Source organism: Streptomyces sp. NPDC056486 (assembly GCF_042795295.1).
Lineage (GTDB): Bacteria > Actinomycetota > Actinomycetes > Streptomycetales > Streptomycetaceae > Streptomyces.
In genome coordinates this window covers 1-12,250 of sequence record NZ_JBHTSF010000221.1, presented here as the reverse complement: position 1 = coordinate 12,250, position 12,250 = coordinate 1, and the positions used below count along the sequence as shown (strand labels likewise).

Annotated in this window: 13 protein-coding genes; 7 read left to right on the top strand and 6 right to left on the bottom strand. The window is 68.3% G+C overall.

Annotated elements, in window-relative coordinates:
* Positions 1–223 precede the first annotated feature (223 nt).
* The gene (locus ACFQ7F_RS42390) at positions 224–829 is read left to right on the top strand and encodes an RNA polymerase sigma factor (RefSeq protein WP_383283764.1); all 606 of its coding nucleotides are present in this window, start codon (positions 224–226) and stop codon (positions 827–829) included.
* 189 nt (positions 830–1,018) lie between these two features.
* Here ACFQ7F_RS42390 and ACFQ7F_RS42385 read toward each other — a convergent pair whose 3' ends face one another.
* Positions 1,019–1,444 (bottom strand): ATP-binding protein, encoded by a 426-nt coding sequence (locus ACFQ7F_RS42385; RefSeq protein WP_383283759.1) that lies wholly within the window; start codon positions 1,442–1,444, stop codon positions 1,019–1,021.
* A gap of 173 nt (positions 1,445–1,617) precedes the next feature.
* Between ACFQ7F_RS42385 and ACFQ7F_RS42380 the strand changes: the two genes are divergently transcribed.
* From ACFQ7F_RS42380 to ACFQ7F_RS42370, 3 genes are read left to right on the top strand one after another with little or no spacing between them, the layout of a single operon-like run.
* Positions 1,618–2,475, top strand: coding sequence for a helix-turn-helix domain-containing protein (locus ACFQ7F_RS42380; RefSeq protein WP_383283755.1), 858 nt, complete (start codon positions 1,618–1,620; stop codon positions 2,473–2,475).
* Entirely contained in the window at positions 2,475–2,717 is a 243-nt protein-coding gene (locus ACFQ7F_RS42375; protein WP_383283769.1) for a DUF397 domain-containing protein, read from the top strand. The genes ACFQ7F_RS42380 and ACFQ7F_RS42375 overlap by 1 nt, the downstream gene beginning before the upstream one ends.
* The gene (locus ACFQ7F_RS42370) at positions 2,714–2,968 is read left to right on the top strand and encodes a DUF397 domain-containing protein (RefSeq protein ID WP_383283750.1); all 255 of its coding nucleotides are present in this window, start codon (positions 2,714–2,716) and stop codon (positions 2,966–2,968) included. The genes ACFQ7F_RS42375 and ACFQ7F_RS42370 overlap by 4 nt, the downstream gene beginning before the upstream one ends.
* 87 nt (positions 2,969–3,055) lie before the next feature.
* Here ACFQ7F_RS42370 and ACFQ7F_RS42365 read toward each other — a convergent pair whose 3' ends face one another.
* Together ACFQ7F_RS42365 and ACFQ7F_RS42360 are read right to left on the bottom strand one after the other, a co-directional pair.
* Positions 3,056–3,250 (bottom strand): acyl-CoA carboxylase subunit epsilon, encoded by a 195-nt coding sequence (locus ACFQ7F_RS42365; RefSeq protein ID WP_383283745.1) that lies wholly within the window; start codon positions 3,248–3,250, stop codon positions 3,056–3,058.
* Positions 3,251–3,304: 54 nt separating this feature from the next.
* Positions 3,305–4,897 carry an acyl-CoA carboxylase subunit beta gene (locus ACFQ7F_RS42360; protein WP_383283742.1) on the bottom strand — a complete coding sequence of 531 codons (1,593 nt, stop codon included), beginning with the start codon at positions 4,895–4,897 and terminating at the stop codon, positions 3,305–3,307.
* A gap of 432 nt (positions 4,898–5,329) precedes the next feature.
* On the opposite strand from ACFQ7F_RS42360, the gene ACFQ7F_RS42355 reads away from it, so the two are divergent.
* From ACFQ7F_RS42355 to ACFQ7F_RS42345, 3 genes are all read left to right on the top strand, one after another.
* Positions 5,330–5,965, top strand: a complete 636-nt coding sequence (locus ACFQ7F_RS42355) for a YceI family protein (RefSeq protein ID WP_383283737.1) — start codon at positions 5,330–5,332, stop codon at positions 5,963–5,965.
* 158 nt (positions 5,966–6,123) lie between these two features.
* Positions 6,124–6,660 carry a hypothetical protein gene (locus tag ACFQ7F_RS42350; RefSeq protein WP_383283732.1) on the top strand — a complete coding sequence of 179 codons (537 nt, stop codon included), beginning with the start codon at positions 6,124–6,126 and terminating at the stop codon, positions 6,658–6,660.
* 112 nt (positions 6,661–6,772) lie between these two features.
* Positions 6,773–7,762, top strand: coding sequence for an SDR family NAD(P)-dependent oxidoreductase (locus ACFQ7F_RS42345; protein ID WP_383283726.1), 990 nt, complete (start codon positions 6,773–6,775; stop codon positions 7,760–7,762).
* Here the strand turns inward: ACFQ7F_RS42345 and ACFQ7F_RS42340 are convergent.
* From ACFQ7F_RS42340 to cimA, 3 genes are all read right to left on the bottom strand, one after another.
* Complete coding sequence (locus tag ACFQ7F_RS42340; protein WP_383283721.1) at positions 7,759–8,652, bottom strand: alpha/beta fold hydrolase; 894 nt, start codon at positions 8,650–8,652, stop codon at positions 7,759–7,761. The two genes, ACFQ7F_RS42345 and ACFQ7F_RS42340, sit on opposite strands and share 4 nt — an antisense overlap.
* Positions 8,653–8,761: 109 nt before the next feature.
* Complete coding sequence (locus tag ACFQ7F_RS42335) at positions 8,762–10,132, bottom strand: hypothetical protein (RefSeq protein ID WP_383283714.1); 1,371 nt, start codon at positions 10,130–10,132, stop codon at positions 8,762–8,764.
* 66 nt (positions 10,133–10,198) lie between these two features.
* Positions 10,199–11,803 carry a citramalate synthase gene (gene cimA, locus ACFQ7F_RS42330; RefSeq protein WP_383283707.1) on the bottom strand — a complete coding sequence of 535 codons (1,605 nt, stop codon included), beginning with the start codon at positions 11,801–11,803 and terminating at the stop codon, positions 10,199–10,201.
* Positions 11,804–12,250 lie beyond the last annotated feature (447 nt).

Genomic DNA, 12,250 nt, shown 5'->3' with positions numbered 1-12,250 from the left:
GGCAGGAGCCGGCGGGGGCGAACTGCTGTGCAGGAACCTTCGGGCAGCTGTCCGTCGCCCTGCGTTGCCGACCGTCGCCTTGTGTTGCACCTTTGGCCAAAACACATGCCTGCCGCTGTGATGTTTTCGATGGCATCCTCGCTGGAGGGAGAGGCAGGTTCGCGACCACTCCTGCCTTTCTTCTTTCCCCTGACGGATCGAGCAGGAAGCGGAGCCCCCTCACATGAGCCTGTCCTACTCAGGCGGGAGCGTCTCCTTGACCGGCGCCCTGGCGGCACGGCAGGTGCGGGCATCACTGGCCGGGCAGGAGAGCCTCTCCGGTGCCCTCCCGGCGGACGACCACCTGGGCGCGACGGTGGCGGCGGCACAGGAGGGGGACGAGGCGGCCTTCTGCATGCTCTACCGGTCCTTGCACCCCCAACTCCTCCTCTACACCCACGCATTGGTGGGTCCGGCGCTCGCTGACGGTGTCCAGAGCCGAAGCTGGGAGTACATCGCCCGAAATCTGGCCAAGTTCCAGGGGGACGGCGCCGACTTCCGCGGCTGGTGCGCGCTGGTGGTCCGTACCAGAGCCCTGGAACATCCATGCCGCAACGACCGGCGCCCGCCTGACGGCGACGAGGCCACGCGGCCCGCCGAGCGGGCCCTCTCACTCATCGCGCGGCTGCCGCAGGAGCAGGCGGAGGCACTGCTCCTTCTCGTCGTGGTGAGGCTCGACCTCCGGCAGGCGGCCGCCGTGCTCGGCCGAAGGACGAGGACCGTCCGGGCCGCCGCACACCGGGGCATGCGCGGCCTTGCGAAGCTGCTCGGGGACACCGGCGCCCTGTAGGTCGCTATCCGGTCAACCTGACCGCAGAGCACCTTCTGCGCAGCGGTACGACAGACACAGGCGCGAAAGAACGGCCAGCAGGGACCAGGAGAGACCACAGAAGAGAGGAGGGTCATGCCGGTACACAGACGAAGACGCCGGCCGACGCATCGCGTCCGGCCGACGTCTCACCCCCCACCACCGGCCTTGTCAGCCGAACCCAGGCATCTTGAGCTCCGCCCAGACCATCTTGCCGCCGACCGTCGGCTCCACCCCGACGTCGGCCGACAGAGCAGCGACAAGGAACAGCCCACGCCCACTGACCTCAAACAGGTCCGGGAGCTCGGTGGGCACCACCGGAAGCTCGGTGGAGGTGTCCGTCACCTCCAGGCGCACACCCTCAGCGCCCGTACGACGGACGGCGAACTCGAACGACGAGCACGTGCAGTGCCGCACATTGCTGCACAGCTCGGTAGCCACGAAGGCACAGTCGTCGACCAGCGCCTCCAGGCCCCAACTGCGCAGGCAGGCGCCAACGATCCGGCGTATCTGCTCCAGGCAGTGCGGGTCGTACTCCATGCGGACCTCGCAGGATCTGCTGATCACTACGAGTTCCTCCGCGGACGTGTTCGGCATTGCCCCTCCGGCACCGCTGTAGGTGTCAACTCAACCGAGAAAAAAGGACGTTGGGCTCGCATCATGTCGAGGCATCTATCACCTAGGCAAGTATTACGCACCGTTCGCATCCCTCAAGGGGGTTGCGACAGATGACAGTTGTCTGGCCGGAAGGCGCGGGACATCATGGGCGCATGCCCCAAAGCGATATGCCCACCATGCGCAGCCGCCGTCTCGGCTCTGAGCTGCGACGACTCCGGTCGGATGCAGGCCTCAAGGTCCAGGACGCGGCCGATGCACTGGAGTGTGGGCAGCCAAAGATCAGCCAGATCGAGACAGGCAAACGGGGCATCCGGCAACTCGACCTCACCACCTTGCTCAACCTGTACGGGGTGAAGGACGACCAGCAGCGGTCGAATCTGAAGCGGCTCGCCAGGGACATCCACAAGGTCGACTGGTGGTCCGGTCAAGGTCCCTTGCTCAGCGGAGACTTGCGCGACTACCTCACGCTGGAAGCCGACTCCTCACTCATCCGCGCTTACGAGCCGATGGTCCTTCCGGGCCTGCTCCAAACAGAGGCATACATGCGGGAGATATTTACCGCGGGAGCCGAAGCGGATCGCGTCGAGACCCTTGTGAAGACGCGCATGAGACGCAAAGATCTGCTCCACGGGAACAGTGAATTCCGGCTGCGCGTCATCATCGACGCCCCGGCACTCCACCGCATTTCTGGCCCCACCGGATTGATCCGTCAACAATTTCAGCATCTGATCGATGTGGGAAATCAGGCCAATGTCACCGTTCAGATCCTCCCCCTGAACATCACATTGCCGCCGGCGCAGTACGCTCCGTACACGGTATTCACCCTGCACGGAGAACCCCCCATAGAGGTGACCTGGTTGGAACACATGACCGGGGGAACATTGCTTGAGCAGCGACCTGACGTCCAGGTTTACACCAAAGCCTGGGACGACCTGACGGCCGCCGCGCTCTCTCCCGCCGAGTCTCGCCAGTACATCCTTGACCACATGAAGGGAGAAAGCGGGTCGTGATGTCTCGTACATCTACGGCCAGTCCCGCGTTCACAGAGACAGAAGACGAATCAGTGAAAGCGAACTGGCACAAGAGCACCTACAGCGGTGCCTCGAACGGCTGCATCGAGCATTCGAAGCTTTCAGCCGATCAGCGGGCGATTCGTGACACAAAGAATCGGGAGTTCGGAACACTCGTATTCGACTCCACCGCTTGGCGCGCATTCATCACTGGAATCAACTCCGGGATTCTGCAGATATGAGCACGAACACTGCAAGCGGCACACGCGCCACACAGCGGGAGAAGGCGCTGCTCTACGCGCTCGACATCTCTCGCGCCCAGTGGACCAGCACTCCGGGGAGCCCCGTCGAGGGCCCTGTGGAGATCGCCCAGCTGGAGAACGGCGCGGTGGCCCTGCGCAACCCCGCAGACCCCCGCGGCCTCGTCCTGCGCTTCACCGCTGAGGAGTGGTACGCGTTCAAACTCGGGGTGCTTGACGGAGAGTTCGACTGACCTGGCGGGCAGACGCCGAAGGACCCCGCACCAGGGCGGGGTCCTTCGGGGTGCCTGTCGGCCTTGCCGGCTGCTTCAGGGCGGCGGTCAGCCCTGCCAGCTGTGCGGGGCGCGGAAGCCCGGGCTGCGCTCCAGGCGGCGCCAGCCGGCCTTGTCGCGGCCTCGGCGGGGCGTGGGCGCCTGTGCGGTGGCGGCGGCGCGGGCCAGCAGGATCGCGGTGATGGCGGCGACCTCTTCGGGCTCGGCGTGGCCCTTCTCGACGCGGATGTCGGGGGTAGTCATTGCAGCGTTCTCCTTGTGGGCTACTGCAGGAAGTACTGCGTTGTTGCTGCGGTATTACTGCGGCGGGTTGCCGTGCTTGCGCGACGGCAGATCTGCGTGCTTGTTGCGGAGCATCGCGAGGGAGCTGATCAGCACCTCACGCGTGGCGGCGGGGTCGATGACGTCGTCGACCAGGCCTCGCTCGGCGGCGTAGTAGGGGTGCATCAGCTCGGCCTTGTACTCCTTGACCATCTTCTGACGCATGGCCTCGGGGTCCTCGGCGGCCGCGATCTGGCGCCGGAAGATGACGTTGGCCGCGCCCTCGGCGCCCATCACCGCGATCTCGTTGGTGGGCCAGGCGTAGGTGAGGTCGGCGCCGATGGACTGGCTGTCCATGACGATGTACGCGCCTCCGTACGCCTTGCGCAGGATCAGCGAGATGCGTGGCACCGTGGCGTTGCAGTACGCGTAGAGCAGCTTGGCGCCGTGGCGGATGATGCCGCCGTGCTCCTGGTCCACGCCCGGCAGGAAGCCGGGCACGTCGAGGAGCGTCACGATCGGGATATTGAAAGCGTCGCACATCTGGACGAAGCGGGCGGCCTTCTCGGAGGCCTCGATGTCCAGGACACCGGCAAGGGACTGCGGCTGGTTGGCGACGATGCCCACCACCTTGCCGTCCAGGCGGGCCAGGGCGCAGATGATGTTGCGGGCCCAGCGCTCGTGGACCTCGAGGTAGTCGCCGTCGTCGACGAGCTCCTCGATGACCTTGGTCATGTCGTACGGGCGGTTGCCGTCCGCGGGGACCAGGTCGAGCAGGACGTCCGAGCGGCGGTCCGCCGGGTCGTCCGACTCGTGGGTGGGCGGGTTCTCGCGGTTGTTCGAGGGGAGCATCGCGATGAGGTAGCGGACCTCGGCGAGGCAGGTCTCCTCGTCGTCGTACGCGAAGTGGCAGACGCCCGAGGTCTCGGCGTGCACGTCGGCGCCGCCCAGACCGTTCTGGGTGATCTCCTCGCCGGTCACCGCACGCACCACGTCGGGTCCGGTGATGAACATCTGCGAGGTCTCGCGGACCATGAACACGAAGTCGGTGAGGGCGGGGCTGTAGGCCGCGCCGCCCGCGCACGGGCCCAGCATGACGCTGATCTGCGGGATGACGCCCGACGCCTTGGTGTTGCGCTGGAAGATGCCGCCGTACCCGGCGAGCGCGGAGACGCCCTCCTGGATACGGGCACCGGCGCCGTCGTTCAGGGACACCAGCGGCGCGCCGGCCGCGATGGCCATGTCCATGATCTTGTGGATCTTCGTGGCGTGCGCCTCACCGAGCGCGCCGCCGAAGATGCGGAAGTCGTGGGCGTAGACGAAGACCGTGCGCCCCTCGACCGTGCCCCAGCCGGTGATGACACCGTCGGTGTAGGGCTTCTTGGCCTCAAGGCCGAACCCGGTCGCCCGGTGCCGGCGCAGCTGCTCGACCTCCTGGAACGAACCCGCGTCCAGGAGCAGCTCGATCCGCTCACGTGCGGTCAGCTTGCCCTTGGCGTGCTGGGCCTTCGTCGCCTTCTCGCTCGGGCCGCGCAGCGCCTCGGCACGAATCGCGTGCAGTTCGGCCACGCGCCCGCGCGCGTCGGTGGGCTCGCCTTCGGGAGAAGCGGTGTCGTCCAAAACGGTCATGTAGTGACCTTACGAAGTGGGCCTAGAGAAACGGACCGTCGACTATGAACAGTCTCCGGCCCGTTTTCCTGGCACCCCTGAACAGAAGGTCACCTCAGTGCGCCCGAAGTGACTGCTCAGAGCCATGTTCGGCTGTAGGGATTCCACAAAAGGCTACGTGAGATCCACCTCACATTCGCCCGGGGTGGCGAGCGGGCCCCGGGTGGCACCGAGACCCCCGTGGCCCGGGCAGTCCGAAAACGGTGGGCCGCCGAGCCGAGGGGCGGCGGGCTCACAGCGCGGGGACTATTGTCGAATTCGGTGTGTGATCACACGGACACGCTTCGCATTAGGTTGAATGTTGAACTGAGTGGAGTTAGAGTCGCCTTGTTGAACATTCAACAGACATAACCCCGTAGCTCGTAGCTAGCAGCTCACCCTCAAGGAGCAGTCATGGGTCTCTTCGGCCGCAAGAACGAAACCGCCACACCTTCCGCCACGTCCCCCGATGCCGCCGCCACGGCGTCCGCCCCGGTCAACCCGGACCTGGCCGCCCTGACCGGCGAGTACACGATCGACCCCGCGCACACGTCGATCGGCTTCGTCGCCCGCCACGCCATGGTCACCAACGTCAAGGGCTCCTTCACCGACGTCGCCGGCACGCTGCACCTGGACGGCACCGACCCGTCCGGCTCGACGGCTTCCATCGACGTGAAGATGGAGAGCATCGACACCGGCAGCGCGGACCGTGACGGTCACCTGAAGAGCGCGGACTTCTTCAAGACCGACGAGTTCCCGGAGATGACGTTCCGCTCCACGAAGGCGGAGGCGCTGGGTGGCGACGACTACCGCATCACCGGTGACCTGACGATCCTCGACACCACGAAGCCGCTCTCCATCGACCTCGAGTTCAACGGCTCGGCCACGGACCCCTTCGGGAACGAGCGGGTCGGCTTCGAGGGCAACGCGCAGATTCTCCGCTCGGAGTGGGGCCTGACGTGGAACGCCGCGCTGGAGACGGGCGGGGTGCTTGTCTCCGACAAGATCAAGCTGAGCTTCGACATCTCCGCTATCAAGTCTGGCTCTTGAGTCCGGGCTCCTTTCTGTGCCGCCGCTTCGCGGCGGATGTCTTCCCGCCCACCCACCCGATTGCCCCGCGTAACGGGGTGGTGGGTGAGTGGGTGACTGCGTTCGTCGGCTAGCGCAGCAACTCGGCCATTGCCTCCGCCTCCTATACGGTTCGGGCCGTGAACGAGTTCATACAGCAACTGCCCGCTCTGATAGGCGTGATCGTTGGTGCGCTCGGTTCGTATCTGGCGATCACCCGCGGCGACCGGGCCCGCTTCCAGCGGGAGCAGGCGGCTCGCTGGGAGGAGCGGCGGCTCGCCGTCTACGGCGACTACGCGCGCGTGGTGAAGCAGACGGTCACGCTCACCTACCGCGTCTCGGCCCACCTCGGCAATGACCCGCACCCGCGCCCCCTCTCCCCCGAAGAGGCGGCGCCCCACCTGGCGGAAGCCGCTATCGCGCGGGATCCGGCCGGTGAGGCGCTGCTGATGCTCGGCACTCCGGACGTCGTGGACAAGGCCCGGGTCTGGGTCCTCACGGTCGTCGAGATGGAACGCTTCCTGCGCGAGGACATCCGGGATCCGGAGGCCTGGTCAGCGCTTCTGGACCGCCAGCGGAGGACGCGCGAGGGCTACTACCAAGCGGTCCGGCGCGACTTGGCGCTCCCGCCCGGCCATTCGGGGACCTGGAGCGTGCCGCCGCCGGCGGGCGCTTGAGCGTCCCGGCCAGGCCCTGTGAGCGGCGGGCACCTGAGCGGCCCGGTCGGATCTCGCTGCCAAGCGGAGGCAGCTTGCCCTAGAGCGCGGTCCAGCTTCTAGCGTCACGTTCATGACCACACGGCACGAGCGACAAGAGCGACAACAGCAGAGGATCGGCAGCGGGTTCGGGGTGCTGAGCGCGGCGGACGACGTACTCGACGGGGTCGGTCTCTCGGGCAAGGCGGCGCTGGTCACCGGCGGCTACTCGGGGCTCGGCCTGGAGATCACCCGGGCGCTCGTACGGGCGGGCGCGCATGTCATCGTCCCCGCGCGCAGGCCCGGCGCGGCAAGGGAGGCGCTGCGGGGCACGGACCGCGTGGAGGTGCAGGAGCTGGACCTGGCGGACCAGGACAGCGTGAGGCGCTTCGCGGACCGCTTCCTCGCGACGCACCGCACCCTCGACATCCTCATCAACAACGCGGGCGTGATGGCCTGCCCCGAGACTCGCGTCGGTCCGGGCGGCGCCTGGGAATCCCACTTCGCGGTCAACCATCTGGGCCACTTCGCCCTGGTCAACCGCCTCTACCCGGCGCTGAGTCCGGGGACCGCACGCGTGGTCTCCGTGGCCTCGTCCGGCCACTTCCTCTCCGACATCCGCTGGAGCGACCCGCACTTCCACGAGGGGTACGACCGCTGGCTGGCCTACGCCCAGTCCAAGACGGCGAACGCGCTCTTCGCCGTTCACCTCAACTCCCTGAGCACGGCCGACACCGGCATACGGGCCTTCTCCGTACACCCAGGCAGCATCCTTACGCCCCTCCAGCGCCATATCCCCCGCGAGGAACAACTCGCGCAGGGCTGGATGTCCGCCGACGGCACCCCGGCGCAAGGCTTCAAGACCCCGGCGCAGGGCGCGGCCACAGCGGTCTGGGCGGCGACGTCACCACTCCTCGACGCCCATGGCGGCGCGTACTGCCAGGACTGCGACATCGCGGAGCCCGCCACGACGGATGACATGCTGATCGGCGGCGTCAAACCCTGGGCAACGGACCCGGAGTCTGCGGCCCGCCTCTGGCAACTGTCCGCCGAACTGACGGAGTTGGGTGATCTGGCGGGCTAGCGGCCGGCCGTGGAGTTGGCGTGGCCGAGGATCGCCTCCGCGAGCGGGGCCTGTACCGCCGGGGGCAGTGCGTGGCCCATGCCCGCGATCTCCACCACGCGCGCTCCTCCGCCGATGACCTGTGCCAGGTGGTGCGGATGCGGGGGCGGGAACACCGGCTCGGCGGGGGCGGAGATGACGAGCGTGGGCACCTTCGTGCCCGCCAGTTCGTCCGTGCGGAGCATGTGGGAGTCGTCGGCTCGGGCATGGGCCGTCGAGGCGATGTGCGTACCGGTGTGCTCGATGATCCGGCGCTCCAGATCGCGGAAGTACGGTGCTTCGAAGGGGAGTTGGCCGCCGCTCAGGACACGCCAGTGTTCCACCCGGCGGTCCAGTTCGGCCTCAGGACCCTTGTCGTCGAACGGCCGTGACCACACCTCCAGGACTTCCGGGGCGATGCCGGGAAGTTCACCGACCGGCACTTCGACTCCGTCCGGCGTCTCGTACGAGGTGTCGCTGAGCGCGCACGTGCCGATCAGTGTGGCGCTCAGGACACGCTCGGGGTGGTCGGCCAGGACCAGCTGGGTCAGCATGCCGCCCAGTGACATGCCCACCAGATGCGCCCGCTCGACACCGAGGCCGTCCAGGACCGCTACGGCGTCCTGCGCCAAGTCGGTGATGGGGTACGGGTGTTGATCGAAGGTGGAGGTGGAGCGGCCCGTGTCCCGGTGGTCGTAGCGGATGACTTGGTACTGGGCGGCAAGCGCGTCGACGAAGGTGTCGGGCCAGCCGAGGCCGGAAGCCTGGGCGCCCATGACCAGAAGCAGGGCGGGGGCGTCGGGGGCGCCGCGCCGCTCCGTCCACAGGCGGATGCCGGGGGCGGCTTCGACGTACTCCTGTTGCTGCCGCACGAGTGACCTCCGGAGTTGGCTGAACGAAGCGATGCGATGCGAATTAAGCGATACGATACGTATCGTCTCGCATTCTCTCCGCCCCGTCAACCGTTGGCCCCGCCCCCCCCTAGAACCCGCCGCCACCCCCGAAGTCCCCGCCACCTCCGAAGTCCCCACCGCCGCCGAAGCCGCCGCCGAAGTCCCCAGGGTCGAAGTCCGACCCCGAGTAATCCCCGCCGTCGTAACCGGCCCCGCCCCCGAAGTCCCCGTACCCGGAGCCGTAGTCCGCGCCGTACGCCGGGCTTGCCATCATTCCGCCCAGCATCGTGCCGACCAGGAGGCCCGGCAGGATGCCGCCGCCGAAGTAGCCGCCTGCCCATGGGCCGTATGCCGGGCCCGCCTCCCAGTACGGGCGCCGCTCCCCCGACTCCGTGGCCACCGTCCGGGACAGGGGTTCCTCACCGTCGGCCAGGCGTGTCGCGTCCGCCAGGCAGACCGGGACCGTTCGCTCGGCTCCGGACGGCGGCGCCCACTGAGCGTCCTTCACCGACGGGCCGTGTCGCGGATCGAAGAAGCAGGGGGCACGCCGCTCCGGCAGTGGGCGGCCCTCCCGGCGTGCGGCGAGGAGGGCGAGCGAGAAGCGGCCGTCCTCGAGGGACTGGGTGACTCCCCGTACCTCCTCGGGCCGCTGCGCCGCCGCCATGAACGACTTCGCCTTCTCGTACGAGTCGAGCGCCCGTTCGTAGTCGGCGCGCATCGCGTCGTCCGCCCCCGCCTCCGCGGGGTGGAAGTCCAGGCGGTCCAACTCCTCGCCGTACGCCGTGATGTCCTCGTCCACCACGACCCGCAACTTCTCCAGGGCAGCCCGCTGCTCGTCGGCCCGCCGCCGCCGGTTGCGCCTGACCACCGCGTACGTCGCCCCGGCGCCCGCCACGAGCACCGCACCGAAACCGATGAGGCCGCCCACGTTGACGCCGTCGTCCGAACCGGAACCGCCGCCCCACGAGTCGGGCGCCGAGCCGCGAGCGTCCTTCACCGCCTGGTCGACGAAGGCGTTCAGCTGGGCCTTGGTGTCGGCCTCGTCCCCGTAGGTCGTGACGAGGTTGGAGACGGCATCGCTGTTCAGCACCTGCTTGTCGGCCTGCGCGTCGAAGGCGTCACCGAGCCGGACCCCGTACACACCCGTCACGCCGGTCTCGGTGCGCAGCTTCCTGAAGAGAAGCTTTTTCGGGAAGTCAGCGGGCAGCACCGCCACGAAGACCGGCTTGTCGGCGTCCTTGATCTTCTGCGCGAGGGCGTTCGCCTCGACCCCGGACAGCTGGTCCGACGCGGCCGGATCCACGTACACGGGGCTCTTCTCCCAGGCGTCGGCCACGGCCGGGACACTCGCGGCGGACACAGCGGCCGCAGCTCCGGGCGCCGCCGTGAACGACACGGCGCCCAGAGCCACGAGAAGCCCGGACAGCGCGACGGTGACTCGCTTGGTCCCATTCCTCATACATCGAAGCTAACCCAGTCGGGCGTCCGACGGCGGCCTGAGGCCGACCCGGTTTCACCCGGTTTCCTACTCCACGGGCTCGACGCCCGCCCGCAGCAGACCGAAGGTGTACGCGTCCTCCAGGGCCTGCCACGACGCCGCGATCACGTTCTCCGCCACACCCACCGTCGACCATTCCCCGTCACCGTCACTGGTGGAGATCAGCACCCGGGTCGTGGACGACGTGCCGTGCTTGCCCTCCAGGATGCGGACCTTGTAGTCGACGAGCTCCATCTTGGCGAGCTGGGGGTAGATGCGCTCGAGGCCGACCCGCAGCGAGCGGTCGAGGGCGTTGACCGGGCCGTTGCCCTCCGCCGTGGCGACGATGCGCTCGCCCTTGGCCCACAGCTTCACCGTCGCCTCGTTCGCGTGCGTGCCATCAGGCCGGTCCTCGACGATGGCCCGCCACGACTCGACGCGGAAGTAACGCCGGGCCCGCCCCTCGACCTCCTCGCGAAGGAGCAGCTCGAAGGACGCGTCGGCGGCCTCGTAGGTGTAGCCGCTGAGCTCCCGCTCCTTCACCCGCTCGACGACCCGGCCCACCAGCGCCCGGTCGTCGCCCAGGTCGATCCCGAGCTCCTTGCCCTTGAGCTCGATGGAGGCGCGCCCCGCCATGTCCGAGACCAGCATCCGGATGCGGTTGCCCACCAGGTCGGGGTCGATGTGCTGGTAGAGATCCGGGTCGACCTTGATCGCGGAGGCGTGCAGGCCCGCCTTGTGCGCGAAGGCCGAGACACCTACGTACGGCTGGTGTGTGGAGGGGGTGAGGTTGACGACCTCGGCGATGGCGTGCGAGACACGGGTCATCTCGCGCAGCGAGCCCTCGGGCAGGACCCGCATGCCGTACTTGAGCTCAAGGGCGCCGACCACGGGGAAGAGGTTGGCGTTGCCGACCCGCTCGCCGTAGCCGTTGGCGGTGCACTGCACGTGCGTGGCGCCCGCGTCGACGGCCGCGAGGGTGTTGGCGACCGCGCACCCCGTGTCGTCCTGCGCGTGGATGCCGAGCCGGGCGCCGGTGTCGGCGAGCACGGTCGCCACGATCGCCTGGACCTGGGCGGGGAGCATGCCGCCGTTGGTGTCGCACAGGACGACGACGTCGGCGCCCGCCTCGGAGGCCGTGCGGACGACGGATTTCGCGTACTCGGGATTGGCGCGGTAGCCGTCGAAGAAGTGCTCGCAGTCGACGAAGACGCGCCGCCCCTGGTCGTGGAGGTAGGAGACGGTGTCGCGCACCATCTCCAGGTTCTCCTCCAGGGTCGTGCGCAGAGCGAGCTCGACGTGCCGGTCATGGGACTTGGCGACCAGCGTGATGACCGGGGCGCCGGACTCCAGCAGGGCGTTGACCTGTGGGTCCTTTGCCGCCGAGCCACCCGGGCGGCGCGTGGCGCCGAAGGCGACGAGCTGGGCGTGCCGGAAGGTGATCTCTTGCGATGCGCGGGCGAAGAACTCGGTGTCGCGGGGGTTGGCGCCCGGCCAGCCGCCCTCGATGAAGCCCACGCCGAAGTCGTCCAGGTGCCGGGCGATGGTCAGCTTGTCCGCGACGGTCAGGTTGATTCCCTCGCGCTGCGCGCCGTCGCGCAGCGTGGTGTCAAAGACGTGGAACGTATCGTCGGGTGTGCTGGTTTCCGTCATGCTGATCTGGCTCCTGTGTCGGATCTCGGTCTACCGGAATGACCGGCTCCACCGCCTCAATGATCCCTCGCGCTCCGCGTCCGGCTGATGTTGGGCCAGGAAACGAAAAAACCCCTCGTGGGTACGAGAGGTTTGCGCGCGGGTCTGGAGACGACGGTGTCCGCCCGTACATGGTGGTACGAGGCGGTCACTGCGGACCGGCGCGCCTGCTGCCAATAATCATGGCGAACGAGAGCACGCTGACACCCTGCCACAGCCCGCACACGCCGCGCTGCCCCGTCTCACGATGCGGGCGAATACGGACACGGACACGGTCATGCGGGCGGCGCGTCCCACGCGCCGCCCCCCAGACGACCCCGCGCCGCCGCGGGGGCGGTCGAAGACCGCCCCCACCCCCGGGGTGGGGCCGCCCACCCGACTCGGTGGGGCCCCCGACGAGGCGCCGGG